This is a genomic window from Rhodopila sp. (assembly GCF_965277165.1).
GTDB lineage: Bacteria > Pseudomonadota > Alphaproteobacteria > Acetobacterales > Acetobacteraceae > Rhodopila.
Genome location: NZ_CBDICE010000005.1, coordinates 1,229,041 through 1,244,784, shown reverse-complemented (window position 1 = coordinate 1,244,784; position 15,744 = coordinate 1,229,041). Strand labels below are relative to the sequence as shown.

Sequence of the window (15,744 nt, the reverse complement as noted above, 5' to 3'; positions counted from 1 at the left end):
CCTTGCCGCATGGAGGCACAAGATGATCCGTCAGCCGGCCCCGAAGCCCGACGTCATCGCCCGCCGCGACAGCATCGTCGCCGGGTTGCGCGCGCTGCTGCCTGAAAGTGGAGTGATTGCCGAAGCCCTGCGGCTCAAACCGTATGAGACCGATGGCCTGACCGCCTACCGTCAGGTTCCGCTCGCCGTGGCCCTGCCGGAGACCACCGAACAGGTCGCAGCGGTGCTGCGCTTCTGCCACCAGAACGGTGTCCGCGTGATACCACGGGGCGCCGGTACATCGCTGTCGGGTGGCGCGCTGCCGATGGCGGACGCCGTCGTCGTCGGGATGATGCGGATGAACCGGATCCTCGACATCGATTATCCCGACCGCTGCGCCGTGGTGCAGGCGGGCGTGACCAATATCGGCATCACCAACGCAGTATCGGCCGATGGGTTCTTCTATGCGCCGGACCCTTCCAGTCAGCTCGCCTGCATGATCGGTGGCAACGTCAACATGAACTCCGGCGGGGCGCACTGCCTGCGCTACGGCGTCACCACCAACAATCTGCTGGGCCTGAAGATCGTCACCATCGACGGCGAGATCGTCGACATCGGTGGCGCCCATCTTGATGCCGCGGGCTATGACTGGCTTGGTCTGCTCACCGGCAGCGAGGGCATGCTAGCCGTGGTCACCGAGGTCACCGTGCGTATCCTGCGCGGGCCGGAGGGCGCACGCGCGATGCTGGCGGGATTCAAGTCGAACGAGGTCGCCGGGGCGGCGGTCGACGCCATCATCTCCTCAGGCATCATCCCGGTGGCGCTGGAGTTCATGGATCGCCCCGCCATCCACGCTTGCGAAGCCTTCGCCCATGCCGGCTATCCGCTGGACGCCGAGGCGATGCTGATCATCGAGGTCGAAGGCAGCGCCGAGGAACAGGACCGCCTGCTGAGCCAGCTCTCCGCGATGTGCGAGAAGTTCGATCCGATCAGCCTGAAGGTGTCGCAGTCGGCCGAGGAGTCGCTGGCGATCTGGAAAGGCCGTAAGGGCGCATTCGGCGCGGTTGGCCGGATTAGCCCGGACTATCTGTGCATGGACGGGACGATCCCGACCAGCCAGTTGCCGCTGGTGCTACGCCGCATTGGCGAAATGTCCGACAGCTACGGCCTGAAAGTCGCAAATATCTTCCACGCCGGCGACGGCAATTTGCATCCGCTGATCATGTTCGACGCCAACGATCCCGCCAGCTTCCACGGGGCGGAAGCGTTTGGCGCCGATATCCTGAAGCTGTGCGTCGAGGTCGGCGGCTGCCTGACTGGGGAGCACGGCGTCGGGGTGGAAAAGCGCGACCTGATGCCGGTGCAGTTCCAGGCGCACGAACTGCAGCAGCAGCGCCGCATCAAGTCGGCCTTCGACCCCGAATGGCTGCTCAATCCCAGCAAGGTGTTCCCGCTGACGGAACCCGAGGCAGCCGGGCAACCAAAGGCCGCATGACCACCGAGGATTCGATCGTTGCGGTCGTCGCCGAGGCCATGCGCGCCCGCGAGCCGTTGCTGATCCAGGGCAACGGCACGAAATCCGGCATGCTGCGGCCGGTGCAGGCGGCGCGAACGCTGTCCACCGCGGACTTCTCCGGCATTCAGTTGTATGCGCCGAAGGAGCTGATCATCTCGGTCCGGGCCGGCACGCCGCTGCCCGAGATCGAGGCCGCCTTGGCCGCGGCCGGTCAGCACCTGATCGCCGAACCGCCGGATCTGTCGGATCTTTTGGGTGCCGGAAGCGATAAACCGCAAACCATCGGCGGCGTGGTCGCGGCCAACCTGTCCGGCCCGCGCCGCGTCGCCTGGGGCGCGATGCGCGACCACGTCATGGGGGTTCGCGCGGTGACCGGGCGGGCCGAGATCATCCGTTCCGGCGGTCGGGTGTTGAAAAACGTTACCGGGCTCGATCTGTGCAAGTTGCTCGCCGGCAGCCACGGCACGCTGGGAGTGATCACTGAGATCACCCTGAAGGTGCTGCCGGCACCAGAGGCAACCGGCACTCTGGTGCTGCCGGGCCTGGAACCAGCGACCGGCGTAGCCGTCCTGTCAGCCGGACTGGGCTCGCCGTTTGGCGTCTCGGGCGCCGCATGGTTGCCCCCGGAAGCCGCGGCGCGGGTGGCAGGCCTCGGGGATGTCGGCGGTTCCGTTGCGTTACTACGGATCGAGGATTTCCCGGCGTCCGTCAGCTACCGCGTCGGCCGGCTGATGGATCAGTTGGCGGTGCGCGGTGCGGTGACGCTGGACACGGACGCCTCACACGCGGTCTGGAAACAGGTTCGGGATGCGCGGCCGCTCGCGGCGGGTTCTGACGACGCCATCTGGCGGGTCTCGGTTCGGCCGTCCTTGGGCCCATCCGTCCTCGATGGGCTTCGGGCGCATGGCGTCGGCGGGTTCCTGGACTGGGGCGGTGGGCTGGTTTGGTTGGCGGGGCCCGCCGATACCGCGACCCATGCGGCGGTCGAAGCAGCGGCACGGAAGGCGGGGGGCACCTGGACCCTGCTGCGGGCGCCAGACACCTTGCGCAGCGTGGTTCGCGTTGTCCCCAATCAGGATGCCGTGCTGGCGCGGATAACCCGGGAGGTGAAAGCGGCGATGGACCCGGCCGGCATCCTCAATCCCGGCCGCCTCTACGCCGGGCTTTGAGCATGGTCTTCATTCCCGCCTGGGTCACCAACATCGTGTTCCTGATCACCTGCTGGATTTCCGGTTTTCAGCATATGCGCTTGAGGCGGCCGAACCCGGTCACCAACCTGCAATTCCTTATGATGGCGTTTTCACTTGTGATGATCCTGATCGTTACGTTGTTCAACCGGGATAACCCTTGGCTGTCGCTGGCGTTTTTCCTGCTGGCGATCAGCTGCCTGGGCTTGATGATCCGTCAGCTTCGGATGCTGCCTCCCATGAAACCCATCGAGTAGCGATGCAGACCAGTTTCACCGCCGAACAGCTTCGCGATCCCGATACCGCGTCATCGAACGGCGTGCTGCGGAGTTGCGTGCACTGCGGCATGTGCACCGCAACCTGCCCGACATTCCTGCTGCTGGGCGACGAGCTCGACAGTCCGCGCGGGCGCATCTACCTGATCAAGGACATGCTGGAGACCGGCCGTCCCGCCACCGAGGACGTGGTGCGCCATGTCGATCGGTGCCTGTCCTGCCTGGCCTGCATGACGACGTGTCCGTCCGGGGTGAACTACATGCACCTGGTCGATCACGCTCGTAGCTACATCGAGCAGACCTATCGTCGCCCGCTGGCGGAGCGCTGGCTGAGGCGATTGCTGGGCGTGTTGCTGCCGCGTCCGGGACTGTTCCGGCTCGCGCTGTCGGCGGCTCGGCTTGGTCGCCCGCTTGGGCGCTTGATCCCCGGGCAATCGATGATGGCGCAACGGCTGCGCGGCATGCTGGCGCTGGCCCCGGCCGAACTGCCGGGTCGCAGCCCGACTGAGACGCCGCGGACCTATCCCGCCCAGGGGCAGCGTCGGGCGCGCGTCGCGCTGCTGACCGGGTGCGCCCAGCAGGTGCTGATGCCGCGCATCAACGAAGCCACCATCCGCCTGCTGACCAGGCTGGGGGTTGAGGTGGTCGTCGCGCCGAACGCCGGCTGCTGTGGCGCGCTCAATCACCATATCGGCCAGCATGACCGAGCGATGGCACTGGCTCGGGCCAATATCGAGGCGTGGTCGGATACGGCCGACCTGGATGCGATCGTGATCAACGCCTCGGGCTGCGGGACCACGGTGAAGGACTACGGCTTCATGTTCCGCTCGGAACCGGAACCATGGCGCAGCAAGGCGCTGAAGGTCGCCGAAATGACGCTGGACGTGACCCAGTTTCTGGCGCGTCTCGACTACCAACCGGCTCGTCCGGCGCCTGGCCTGACCGTGGCCTACCATTCCGCGTGCAGCCTTCAACACGGCCAGCAGGTAACGGCGGAACCCAAGACCCTGTTGTCCCGCGCCGGCTTCCGGGTCGTCGAGCCGAACGAGGGGCACATCTGCTGCGGTTCGGCCGGCACCTATAACCTGTTGCAACCCGAGATCGCCGGCCGGCTGCGGGATCGCAAACTCGGTAACCTGAAGGCGACCCGGCCCGACCTGATCGCGGCTGGCAATATCGGCTGCATCACTCAGTTGGCGGGAGACATGCTTCCGGTGGTTCATACCGTCGAGTTGCTGGACTGGATGGCAGGTGGCCCGCCCCCGCCCGGGGTGGACCGCTGAGATGGCCGCCGCGCGGTCCAGATTGGTGGTCGGCCCGTGGTTGTTGGGCCCGTTGCTGTTGGGCCTTTGGCTGTTCGGCCTGAGTGTCGTCGCTGTCGCGCAATCCCCGGCCGAGAAACGTGCCGCGATCGATCACATGCTTGATGCGCTGAAGGCTGCCCCGGACGAGCAGTCCGCCGTCGCGCTGGAGAGCCAGCTAGAGCAGACTTGGCTGCGCGCTGGGTCGCCGGCGGTTACCTTGCTGATGAGCCGCGGCCTGCGATCCTTGCAGGCCGGTGAGGACGACGAGGCGGTGAATTCGTTTTCCGATGCCATCACGCTGCAGCCGGATTTGGCCGAGGCCTGGCATCAACGCGCACTGGCGTTGTACCATGACGGCAACGTCAAGGCTGCGATCCAGAACCTGGAGGAGACCATCCGGCTGGAACCGCGCGACTTCGCGGCCTGGCATAGCCTGGCCGACATTGCCGCTGCGCGCCAGGACTGGAAGGGTGCCTATGCCGCCTGGCAGAAGGTAATGGAGCTTGACCCGAAGACGCCAGGAGGCGAGGCGCGTCTGCGGCTGCTCAAGCGGCGCGCGGTCGGCGAGGAGACTTGATTTCATTTGTCGCCGCGCCAGCGAATGTTCGGTCAACAATGAAGATCCGATGCAGTGGCACGCCGGAGTTCGTTGTGTAGCCGCTGACGGTTATCGAGGGACCGGTCGCGGCAATCCGCGCAAGATAATCACAATTTGGATCTGAGGCATCGAAGTCGTCTCTACTGTTAAATTTTAATGTCATTTCGGCACAGCACTGGGATTCCGAACTATGATGTCCGGTGTGAAACATCAATGAAACCTGTGCGACGGCGGTCCGTCGCTGCTCCGAATGGCGGGTTCAGGATGGTCGTAGGCACCGAATCAGCGTAGACAGCTCTACTTGTCGGAGGCGAAGCGCTTGCCAATAGTGAAAGAACTGGAACGGGATCGCGTCGCCGAGGCCTATGGGCGTTGGGCGCCGGTCTATGATGTCGTGTTCGGGCCGGTATTCAGACGCGGACGTCGTGCCGCGGTCGATGCTGCAGAGCGGATCGGCGGCCGCATTCTCGAGGTTGGGGTCGGAACTGGTCTGTCACTGGACTATTATGCGCCGGGCAGCCGCGTTGTCGGTGTCGATATCTCGGGCCCCATGCTGGATCGAGCACGCGAGCGAGTGAGACGGCTTCGCCTCGGCAATATCGAAACGATCGAGTTCATGGACGCGGAACAACTTGACTACCCTCGCGGTGCGTTCGACGTCGTGGTCGCGCAGTATGTCGTTACCGCCGTGCCGAATCCGGAAAACGCGCTTGACGAATTCGTTCGGGTTGTGCGACCCGGTGGCGAGATCATTCTGACGAGTCGGATTGGTGCCGAAACAGGCTTTCGTGGAACGGTCGAGAGGTGGTTGATGCCTTTGACAAGCCGACTGGGTTGGCGGACCGAGTTCCCCTGGGCCCGCTACGAACAGTGGGCAGGGCAATCGCCGGTTAGCTTACTGGAGCGCCGCGCCCTCCCTCCACTGGGTCATTTCTGGCTTATTCGATTCGTCAGGTTGGATGATTGAGATCACGACGGTTTCCAGTCTTGTCGCGGCGAACAGGCTATCGGGCGGGTCGCGCGCCCACGAACGGCTGGCATCCGCAGACCAGCACGCACCACAGAAGGAACAGCGATGACCGGCTTTTTCGAACTTCTTCGAGTACAGCGGTGGGATGATCATCGCTACTATCATCACAGTCGGGTCAATCAATCGCTGCACCTGCTCAGCGCCATCACTTTTGTCTGCGCCTACGCAATAACGTTCAACGATCCGGCGCTCGCTGCGCTGATCGCATGGTTGGTGGCGATGACGAGCCGCCAAATCGGTCACTTCTTCTTCGAACCGAGGGACTACGACGTCATCAATCAGGCGACTCACGAGTACAAAGAGCAGGTCAAGGTCGGCTACAATCTGCGCCGCAAGATGGTGCTGATGACGATCTGGGGGCTTTCCCCGCTGGCTTTCGTGCTGGATCCGACGCTGTTGGGACTGTGCCGAGCGCCGGTGAGCTGGATCGGATTTGCTCGCCATGTCGGGTATCTGTGGCTGGTGGTCGGACTTGGCGGCCTGCTGTTCCGGACCGTCCATCTGTTTCTGATCCAGGACTTGCAGACTGGACTGGTCTGGGCGACCAAGATCATTACCGACCCGTTTCACGATATCAAGCTGTACTACAAAGCACCAGCGCATCTGTTGAAGGGCCACATACTGGAACCGGTGCTGGTCGACGACCTTTCGCGGGAGACTGCGGAGTTCAATCATTAGAACGCGATCGCGCTCGTCGGGACCGGCATCGCGCGATCGCAAAGGGCAGACCATTTCAGCCGAGATGGTCTGTTTTACAGAGGATCGTTCCTGGACAGGAAGATCCGCTGAACCGGTGAAACGCGGCGGGTCAACATTTCCCAAATGATCCGCCGCTTGATCGATCGGCCAGCGGTTGCAGCGCTGGTCCACCACCAGCCGTGATGCTGCATTGCGCGGCACGCGGCGAGGAAGCGATCAGCGACCGCCGTGAAGTCGGCGTCGGTGTAATTCAGGCTGAAGATCAAGCGTCCGGTGCCAACCCAACTCAGCGCCACGCCCTCGGCCCGCAGATAGTATTGCAGCATCCAATTGTAACGTGACGGGCTGGTGTAGTTCACTGTCCAGATCGAGGAAAGGTTGGCGATTCGGACCGGCAGGCCGGCGTCCGCAAGGCGACCGTTAAGTTCCGCCGCCCGGCCGTTCCAGGTCCGGTCGAGATTGCCATATATCGTTGTAACCTCGGGTGTGTCGGTGTAGCGCAGGAACTCGGTCATTGCACCCATGACATAGGGGTGGGAATTGAACGTCCCTCGGGCAAAACATATATCGGCGGGCCGTTCGGCGCGGTAGCGCTTCATCAGGTCGCCGCGACCGCAAACGACACCGACCGGCAGCCCGCCACCCAATGTCTTGCCGTAGGTAATAAGGTCAGGTTGGACTCCGAAATAGTCCTTGGCGCCTCCGGGCGCCAGGCGAAAGCCCACGAAGACCTCATCGAAAATCAGTACGATGTTGCGTTCGTCGCACACCCCACGAAGCTCTCGCAGCCAGGCCGTATAGGCCGCTCGGTCGAACCCGGCCCGCCGCGAACTGTCCACCAATGATCCGTCCGCGGGCGCGGACGCGTTCGGATGCAGCGCCTGCAGCGGATTGACCAGGACGCAGGCAATGTCGCGCCGGCGTCGCAGAACGTTAAGCGTGCGTTCCGACATCTCGGCCAAGGTATAGGTATCACGCGCCGGGGAAGGATTGCCGACGCCGGGCTGAACGTCACCCCACCAGCCGTGGTAGGCGCCGCAGAAACGCACAAGGTGGGACCGGCGGGTATGATAGCGGGCCAGCCGAACCGCCTGCATTACGGCCTCGGTGCCGGACATATGGAACGAGACCTCGTCCAGTCCGGAAATCTCGCGCAGGCGCTGCACATTGTAGGCGACCGTCGGGTGATAGGCACCGAGCACCGGCCCGAGATCGCGCACCAGCTCAGCGCCACGGTCGATGCAAGATTTATAGAAATCGTGTCCGAAAAGATTAACACCATAGGAACCGGTCAGGTCGTAGAAGACATTGCCATCGAGGTCGGTGACCGTTACGCCGGACGACGATGCCAGAAAGGACCCCGACGGCAGATGTTGATCGGCAAAGCGGCGGTACTGGAACGGCACGCGGTAGGCGTTGATGAACTGGAGATCGGAAATCCCGCCGACGGCATCGGCGCCGCGTGCGCTGGTTTCCCCGAAACGTTCGCGATACAGCCGCGACAGGGCGTAAAAGCCGTTGCGTCGTTGCTCCGCGATCTGACGCGGCGCATCATCGGAACAAAAGAACCGCTCTTCGTCATATTCGTAGAACTGGATCAGCGAGGCAATTCGCCGCGCCATCCGGGCGTGCCCGGCAAGCGACGGATGCTTGGCCCGCGACAGGTCGAGACGGGTCTTGGCCTTGGCAAGTGCGGCCCCGAGAGTGGCGGCGCCAGCAGTTGCCGCGATAACGAACGGCGCGGACATCGTTATGCCTTCCATACAAGACCATGCTGATCTCATGACCGTCCGCGCAGCGATAGTGAAGATTGTACATCAGGAGGAGATAAATTTCCTGCTGACCAATCGGATTCCAAGGCGGCTGGCGTGCCGCATCATCGGCTGGTTCAGCAAGATCGAGCAGCCGCTGGTCCGTGATATCTCGATCGGCGTCTGGCGGTTCTTCTCCGACCTTGATCTCAGCGACGCCAAGAAGACGCGCTTCCGCAGCATGCATGACTGTTTCACTCGTCAACTGAGGCCCGGAGCGCGGCCGATAGAAGCCGACCAGTCGATGATGATAAGCCCGTGCGATGCGATCGTCGGCGCGGTCGGCACGGTGGCCGACGGAGAGGTCTTCCAGGTCAAGGGATTTCCCTACGCGCTGGCCGATCTGCTGGGCGACGCCGAACACGCCGAAACGTTCCACGGCGGATGCTATGTGACGCTGCGGCTGACCTCGAGCATGTATCATCGCTTCCATGCTCCTCATGCCTGCCATGTCGGGTCGGTCACACATATTCCGGGTGACGCATGGAACGTCAATCCGACCGCGCTGCGGCGAATCGAAAGGTTGTACTGCAAGAACGAGCGGGTCGCGATCAGAATCGCGCTGTCCGACACGGGCCATCCGGTGACGCTGGTCGCGGTGGCGGCGATCCTGGTGTCGGGGATCCGGCTGCGGTTTCTGGATCTGACGTCGGGGCGTCGGGGTCAGCCGCGGACCTTCGCCTGCAACGCATTCCTGCAAAAAGGCGAAGAGCTGGGCTGGTTCGAGCATGGGTCGACGATCGTGGTGTTGGCGCCTGCGGGATTCAGCCTGAGTGGCGGTGTGCAGCTGGGCAGGACGATCCGTATGGGGCAGCCGCTGATGCAGCTTGCGGGCAGGTCATCGGCGCATGGCGTGGCGCGCTCCGCCTCTCACTGAGGCGGCGTCACGGGCCGAGAGCAACCGACCCGGTTCGTCTCAGCCATTGACATTGACGTCGGTCAGCCGGCGGTGCTCATCCATGGCATAGCGGTCGGTCATGCCGGCGACGTAATCGCCGACGATGGTTGCCGAGCGTTGCGTGCCACCCTCGCCGGCGCGGGTGCGCCAGTCATCGGGCAGCAACCTCGGGTCGTTGTGCAGCAGCCGATATAGCTCCTCGGTCAGCCGTTTGGCCTTGGCGGACATGCGATTGACCCGCCAGTGCCGATACATGCGGGCGAACAGGAAGTCCTTGATCGCCTGGTTGGCCTCGGCCATCGCCGGACTGAAGGCCACGACGCGCTGTTTGTGCCGGCGCACCGCCTCGGGGCTTTCGGGGTCGAGTTTCGCCAGTCGCTTGTTGGTTTCGGTGATCAGGTCGGTAACCATGGCGTTGATCACACGCCGCAGCGTCTCATGGCGCAGTCTGGGCGGCGGGACGTCGAGACTGGACATCCGGGCCGCGGCAAGCGACTCGCCCACCAGTGGCAGATGGGCCAGATCATCCACCGTAAACAGCCGGGCGCGCAGGCCGTCATCGAGGTCGTGGGAATGGTAGGCGACATCGTCGGCGATGGCGGCGACCTGCGCCTCGGCACTGGGCTGGGTGTGCAGGTCGAGTTTATGGCGGTCGTTGTAGTCGACGATATAGGCGGCGGGATGGCGTAACGGGCCATTGTGCTTGACCAGGCCCTCCAGCGTCTCCCAGGTCAGATTCAGGCCGTCCCAGCCGGCGTAGCGGCTCTCCAGCAGGGTGACCATGCGCAGGCTCTGAGCATTGTGGTCGAAACCGCCGAACGGCTTCATCACGGCGTTCAGCGCATCCTCGCCGGCGTGGCCGAACGGCGGATGGCCGAGGTCATGGGCCAGCGCCAGCGCCTCGGTCAGGTCCTCGTCCAGGCCAAGCGCGCGGGCGATGGAGCGAGCCACCTGGGCGACTTCGATGCTGTGGGTGAGGCGGGTGCGGTAGAAGTCGCCCTCGTGATTGACGAACACCTGCGTCTTGTATTGCAGCTTGCGGAAGGCGGAGCTGTGGATGATGCGATCGCGGTCGCGCTGCCATGGGGACCGGGTGGAGGCCTCCGGTTCGTGATGCAGCCGTCCGCGAGCCGTGGCGGGCGAGACGGCATAACGCGCCGGGGGCGGGCGAACGAACATGTGACGCGGATACACCCTGATTTCCGAGGCTTCAATCACGCGACATCCATCGCGGCTGTTCACTTCCGGTGAACGAGCGCCTATTTTGCTGTTATGGAACAGTTCACCGTTACCGATCGAGCCGCTGCCCGCATCTCCGAAATCGTCGCCCAGACCAACCAGGCCAGGGAAACCGCCCTGCGCGTGGCCGTACTGGCCGGGGGATGCAGCGGCTTCCAGTATCGCTTCGAACTCGATCCGCAGCCGCAGGCGGATGACCTCGTCATTCAACGCGGTGCCGCCAAGGTGGTGGTCGATGCGGTCAGCCTGGACCTGCTGGCCGGGTCGGAACTGGACTACACCGACGAATTGATGGGCAGCCATTTCGCGGTGCGCAACCCGAATGCGAAATCGGCTTGCGGGTGCGGAACGAGCTTCTCGGTCGATTGAAAACGCGGCATATTTCGCGGCGCTTGGTGCGGAATTAGGCAGTTTGTCGGGTCTGCAAGGTGGCCCGAAGGCGCCGCCGTGGATGGCGTGGCGTTTGCTAGGGCTGAGCGGTTACCGTCAGGGCCGATCAGCATGACCGAGATCGCCGTTCTTCCCGCCGTTTCCAGCCAGGGCAGCACACGCTGGGTTCAGCTTGGGCTTGGACTGATTTGCATGATGGCGATTTCCAGCCCGCAGTATTTGTGGACCTTGTTCACCAAGCCGCTGGGCACATCGCTTGGGGTCGCGCCGGCGGCACTGCAGGTGACCTTCTCGCTGCTGATCGTGGTGCAGACGTTCTTCTCACCGTTTCAGGGTTGGCTGGTTGACCGGTTCGGGCCGAAGTTGTTGATCGGCTTGGGCGGCCTCTTGTCCGGACTGTCCTGGGTGCTGGCGTCGTATGCCTCGTCGTTGACCATGTTGTACCTCACGTATGGGCTGATCGGCGGACTGGGCACCGGCATTGTCTATGTCGGTGTGGTGGGCCAAATGGTCGGCTGGTTTCCCGACCGGCGTGGCTTGGCCGCGGGCGTGGTGGCGGCGGGGTATGGGTTCGGCGCGATCGTCACCACGTTTCCGGTCAGCAACTCGCTGGCGGCGGTCGGATCGCGGATGACCTTGCTGCAATTTGGCGCGATCTTCGCCGTGGTCGGGCTGCTGGCGGCGCTGGGACTGAAGCGGGCGCCGACATCGGCGGTGATGGCAGCGGATGCGCCGGACAGTTCGACCCGGGAGATGCTGCGTTCGCCGGTGTTCTGGCTGATGTTCGTGATGATGACGCTGATGTCCACCACAGGGCTGATGGTGATATCGCAGATGGCGGCGTTTGCCGGCGAGTTCGGCATCACCAAGGCTGTCGTCTGGGGCCTGGCGGCGCTGCCGTTGGCGCTGAGCATCGACCGCTTCACCAACGGGCTGACGCGACCGTTCTTTGGCTGGGTGTCGGACCGCATCGGCCGTGAGAACACGATGTGCCTGGCATTCGCGCTGGAGGGCGTGGCGATGGCGCTGTGGCTGTCGGCACGCACCGATCCGCTGCTGTTCGTGCTGCTTTCGGGTGTGGTGTTCTTCGGCTGGGGTGAAATCTTCTCGCTGTTTCCGTCCACCCTGACCGACACGTTCGGCACCCAGCACGCCACGCGCAATTATGGATGTCTGTATATGGCGCAAGGGATCGGGGCGATCTTCGGCGGGCCGATGGCGTCCCTGCTGCACGCCGCGACCGGGACCTGGACGACGGTGTTCGGCGTGGCGATCGCGGCCGATCTGCTGACCGCGTTGCTGGCAATCGCGGCGCTGAAACCGCTGCGGGCACGGCGATCCGCGGTTCAAACGCGACCGTTCACGGAACCCGCCGCGTCAGCCTAGATCTCGCTGCCGGTGGCGAAAACTGACCCGGGCGGCGCCTACCCCTGTTCGGCCAGGCGGCGTTGCAGGGTGTCGTTGATCAACCCAGGATTTCCCTTCCCCGCCATCGCCTTCATGGTCTGACCGACAAAAAATCCGAACAGCTTGTCCTTTCCTGAGCGGTACTCGGCGACCTTGTCCGGATTGGCGGCAAGGATGCGGTCAACGGCGTCGTCGATCGCGCCGGTATCGGTGACCTGGCGCAGGCCTCTATCGTCCACGATGGCGGCGGCGTCCTTGCCGGTTTCGACCATCGCCTCGAAAACGTCCTTGGCGATGCGGCCGTTGATGGTGTTGTCGGCGATCAGGTCCAGCAGGCCACCCAACGCGGTGGCGCTGACCGGGGGATTCTCGATCGAACGACCGAGGCGGTTCATCGCGGCAAAGAATTCACCCATGACCCAGTTGGCGGCGATTTTCGGGTCGCGGCCTTCGGCAACGCTCTCGTAGAATGCCGCCGTGACTTGTTCGGCCACCAGCACCGAGGCATCGTATTGGGTCAGCCCATAGGAACGGATGAATCGTGCGCGCTTGGCGTCGGGCAGTTCCGGCAGCGAGGCCTTCAGGCCGGCAACCCAGTCTTCCTCCAGCACCAGCGGCAGCAAGTCCGGGTCCGGAAAGTAACGGTAATCGTGGGCGTCCTCTTTTGACCGCATCGATCGCGTGACTCCTCGCCCGCTGTCGAACAGACGGGTCTCCTGCGACACGGTGCCACCCGCTTCCCAGACCTCGATCTGGCGGCCGGCTTCCGCCTCGACCGCCTGCATGACAAAGCGGATGGAGTTGACGTTCTTGACCTCGCAGCGGGTGCGGTAGGGCTCGCCCTGCTTGCGGACCGAGACGTTGACGTCGGCACGCATGGAGCCTTCCTCCATGTTGCCGTCGCAGGTGCCGAGGTAGCGCAGGATCGAGCGCAGTTTGCGCAGATAGGCGCCCGCCTCCTCGGGGCTTCTGATATCGGGTTCGGAGACGATCTCCATCAGGCCGATGCCGGATCGGTTGAGGTCGACCAGCGTCCGCGTCGGGTGTTGGTCGTGGATCGACTTGCCGGCGTCCTGTTCCAGGTGCAGGCGGGTGACACCGATCGCCTTGCTGGTGCCGTCGGCGAGTTCGACCTCGACCTCGCCGGTGCCGACGATGGGATGCTCGTACTGGCTGATCTGATAGCCGGCCGGCAGGTCGGCGTAAAAGTAGTTCTTGCGGTCGAAGCGGCTGACAAGGTTGATGCGGGCATTCAGCCCAAGGCCGGTGCGCACCGCCTGCGCCACGCACTCGGCGTTGACCACGGGCAGCATGCCGGGGAATGCGGCGTCGACGAAGCTGACCTGGCTGTTGGGTTCGGATCCGAAAGTGGTTGCCGCGCCGCTGAACAGTTTCGCGCGGCTGATGACCTGGGCGTGGACTTCGAGGCCGACCACTACCTCCCACGGTCCGGTGTTGCCTTGCAGGGAGTACGTCACGGCTGCGCCTTTCGAAGCGGACCTACGCGTTAGGAAGGGATTTAGTCGCCCTGGGCGGTGGTCGCAAGCACGTGAGCCGGAGCGGCACGTCCTGAACGAACGTGCCGGGCCATATAGCTCGTGCCTTGCTCCGGCTCGGCGCCGCCGTTAACGTTCAGGTCAGGCTGCGGCATAAGCCGGGTGGCGGACCGAGCCTCTGTGATTATCCTGCGCCCACCGCCCGATGGCCGGTCAGGCCGCGTCTGCCGACGAGAACATCCCCGGAAGCATAGGGAAAAAACCTGGAGGAAAACAGGATGCGCGGCGGTACGTCCGGATCACCCGAAGCGCCCGTCTATCGACTCAGCAAAGCGCTCGGGATCTTCGCCGTCATCGCCTCGGCCGTCGCCGCCGAATACGGCGCGGGCGTCAATTTCGTATCCGTGCAAAGCCTCAGCGTCTACCCGGCAGTGCAGGACCTTGCTCCGCTCGCCATGCTGGTCACCGGCGTCCTTGTTCTCCCGAAGGTGTTTCTCTACCAGCGCTATTCGCGGGTGCTGCCGCGGGCCGGGTCAGCCTATGTCTGGATCGGTCGCAGCTTCAACGGCATGGTGGCCTTCATCCTCGGCTTCATCTGGTGGCTTGGACTGTGCGGATCGATCGGCGTGCTGTCGTTCGCGTTCGGCACCTTCCTCGGCCAGGCCTTCACCACCGCCGGCTACTCGCTGGGCGGAGTGATCGCCACCCCACTCGGCCATATCATCGTCGGATTGGCCGCGATCTGGCTACTCTACTGGCTGCATTCGACCGGCGTGCAGCGCTACGGCACCTTCGTCATCACACTTTTCATCGTAATCCTGCTCACCGCGCTGGCGATCATCGTCTATGGCATCATCACGCCACCCGCGGTCTTCGTGCACGGCGCCAGCCTCAAGGCCGGCAACGCGCTAACCCCGCCGACGAGCCAATCCCCGGCCAGCTTCTCCGCCTTCGGCGCGGTCTGCACTCTTTACATTTACGCTTATGGGGGCATCAGCGCGGCGCCCTCGCTTGGTGGCGAGACCCGCGATGCGGAGAGCCAGATGCCGCGCGGCATCGTCATCGGCTGGGCGGTCGCCGTCGTGCTGTTCTCGGCCGTCACCTATGCGCTGTTTCACGCCGCGCCCTGGTGGGCGGTGATCGGGTTGATCAAAGCGCACAAGGTTGCCTACGCCACCGCCCCGGGCCTGATGGGACTGATCGCCCCGCCTGCTGTCAGCACAATCCTCAATTTCGCGGTCGCGCTTATCGTCGGCAAGACAATCGCCCCCGCTCTGCTGATCAATTCGCGCCTGCTGTTCGCGTTCGGCCAGGACCGCATCTTTCCGGACCGCTTCGCCGAGACCTCCGCAAGCAAGGTGCCGACCACCGCCCTGCTGCTCACCGCCGCGATGGGCTCGATCTTCCTCATTCAGTCCGCCACGATCGGCTGGGCGCTCGGCGTTGTGGTGCGCTCGCTCAGCATCCTGCTGGTTTGGCTGGTGGTGGCGCTCAGCGCGCTGTTCATTGCCTCCGGCCGCAGCGCGTGCGGCGGCGAGGCCTGGGCGCGTGAGCTCATCGCCAGCCGTTGGACGGTCCCCGCCGCGCTCGCCTCGGTGGTCATCACGCTTTATCTGATGTCCACGGTGCTGGTCGTCCCGCACACCGCGATCTGGTTCCAGCCAATCTTCCAGAGCTTGATCGCCGCCGCGATCGCGATCGCTATCTTCCTTGCCGCGCAACGGCGTGCCCGCAGCCGCGGCGAAAGCCTGAACGCGGGCATCCTCACGGTCCCGGTGGAATAGCGGGAAGGCCCTATGAAGATGGGTCGGACAGGATCGCGGGCGGACGGGAACGCGGACAAGTGGGCCGCAGGCCTCCGGTCGGAATGGGCAGCCGCTCGAACCTACCAGAGACATCAAACATTCTTAACTCA

At 64.1% G+C, this 15,744-nt stretch carries 14 protein-coding genes; 11 read left to right on the top strand and 3 right to left on the bottom strand.

The window, feature by feature from the left end:
• Nucleotides 1-22: 22 nt before the first annotated feature.
• The 7 genes from ACQY4Y_RS06455 to ACQY4Y_RS06425 all read left to right on the top strand — a co-directional run bounded on the left by ACQY4Y_RS06455 (nt 23) and on the right by ACQY4Y_RS06425 (nt 6,567).
• A complete protein-coding gene (locus ACQY4Y_RS06455) occupies nt 23-1,474 on the top strand; it encodes an FAD-linked oxidase C-terminal domain-containing protein (RefSeq protein ID WP_428489726.1) in 1,452 nt (483 codons plus the stop codon).
• Nucleotides 1,471-2,664, top strand: coding sequence for an FAD-binding protein (locus ACQY4Y_RS06450; RefSeq protein WP_428489725.1), 1,194 nt, complete (start codon nt 1,471-1,473; stop codon nt 2,662-2,664). Before ACQY4Y_RS06455 ends, ACQY4Y_RS06450 begins: the two co-directional genes overlap by 4 nt.
• A gap of 35 nt (nt 2,665-2,699) precedes the next feature.
• A complete protein-coding gene (locus tag ACQY4Y_RS06445; protein ID WP_428489724.1) occupies nt 2,700-2,939 on the top strand; it encodes a hypothetical protein in 240 nt (79 codons plus the stop codon).
• A gap of 2 nt (nt 2,940-2,941) precedes the next feature.
• Nucleotides 2,942-4,240: a glycolate oxidase subunit GlcF gene (glcF, locus tag ACQY4Y_RS06440; RefSeq protein WP_428489723.1), complete on the top strand. Its 1,299-nt coding sequence runs from the start codon at nt 2,942-2,944 to the stop codon at nt 4,238-4,240.
• A gap of 1 nt (nt 4,241) precedes the next feature.
• Nucleotides 4,242-4,838, top strand: a complete 597-nt coding sequence (locus ACQY4Y_RS06435) for a tetratricopeptide repeat protein (protein WP_428489722.1) — start codon at nt 4,242-4,244, stop codon at nt 4,836-4,838.
• A gap of 349 nt (nt 4,839-5,187) precedes the next feature.
• Entirely contained in the window at nt 5,188-5,826 is a 639-nt protein-coding gene (locus tag ACQY4Y_RS06430; RefSeq protein ID WP_428490747.1) for a class I SAM-dependent methyltransferase, read from the top strand.
• Between the two features lie 108 nt (nt 5,827-5,934).
• A complete protein-coding gene (locus ACQY4Y_RS06425) occupies nt 5,935-6,567 on the top strand; it encodes a hypothetical protein (protein WP_428489721.1) in 633 nt (210 codons plus the stop codon).
• A 74-nt stretch (nt 6,568-6,641) separates the two neighbouring features.
• Here ACQY4Y_RS06425 and ACQY4Y_RS06420 read toward each other — a convergent pair whose 3' ends face one another.
• The gene (locus ACQY4Y_RS06420; RefSeq protein WP_428489720.1) at nt 6,642-8,336 is read right to left on the bottom strand and encodes an aminotransferase class III-fold pyridoxal phosphate-dependent enzyme; all 1,695 of its coding nucleotides are present in this window, start codon (nt 8,334-8,336) and stop codon (nt 6,642-6,644) included.
• Between the two features lie 55 nt (nt 8,337-8,391).
• On the opposite strand from ACQY4Y_RS06420, the gene asd reads away from it, so the two are divergent.
• On the top strand, nt 8,392-9,276 hold the full coding sequence (asd, locus tag ACQY4Y_RS06415; protein WP_428489719.1) for an archaetidylserine decarboxylase: 885 nt from the start codon (nt 8,392-8,394) through the stop codon (nt 9,274-9,276).
• Between the two features lie 39 nt (nt 9,277-9,315).
• On the opposite strand, the gene ACQY4Y_RS06410 is transcribed toward asd, so the two are convergent.
• Complete coding sequence (locus ACQY4Y_RS06410) at nt 9,316-10,476, bottom strand: deoxyguanosinetriphosphate triphosphohydrolase (protein WP_428490746.1); 1,161 nt, start codon at nt 10,474-10,476, stop codon at nt 9,316-9,318.
• A gap of 93 nt (nt 10,477-10,569) precedes the next feature.
• Here ACQY4Y_RS06410 and erpA point away from each other — a divergent pair, with 93 nt between their 5' ends.
• Together erpA and oxlT are read left to right on the top strand one after the other, a co-directional pair.
• The gene (erpA, locus tag ACQY4Y_RS06405; protein WP_428489718.1) at nt 10,570-10,905 is read left to right on the top strand and encodes an iron-sulfur cluster insertion protein ErpA; all 336 of its coding nucleotides are present in this window, start codon (nt 10,570-10,572) and stop codon (nt 10,903-10,905) included.
• Nucleotides 10,906-11,037: 132 nt separating this feature from the next.
• A complete protein-coding gene (gene oxlT, locus ACQY4Y_RS06400; protein ID WP_428489717.1) occupies nt 11,038-12,312 on the top strand; it encodes an oxalate/formate MFS antiporter in 1,275 nt (424 codons plus the stop codon).
• Between the two features lie 38 nt (nt 12,313-12,350).
• Here oxlT and gatB read toward each other — a convergent pair whose 3' ends face one another.
• The gene (gene gatB / locus ACQY4Y_RS06395; protein WP_428489716.1) at nt 12,351-13,811 is read right to left on the bottom strand and encodes an Asp-tRNA(Asn)/Glu-tRNA(Gln) amidotransferase subunit GatB; all 1,461 of its coding nucleotides are present in this window, start codon (nt 13,809-13,811) and stop codon (nt 12,351-12,353) included.
• Between the two features lie 296 nt (nt 13,812-14,107).
• Between gatB and ACQY4Y_RS06390 the strand changes: the two genes are divergently transcribed.
• Nucleotides 14,108-15,613, top strand: a complete 1,506-nt coding sequence (locus ACQY4Y_RS06390) for an APC family permease (protein ID WP_428489715.1) — start codon at nt 14,108-14,110, stop codon at nt 15,611-15,613.
• Nucleotides 15,614-15,744 lie beyond the last annotated feature (131 nt).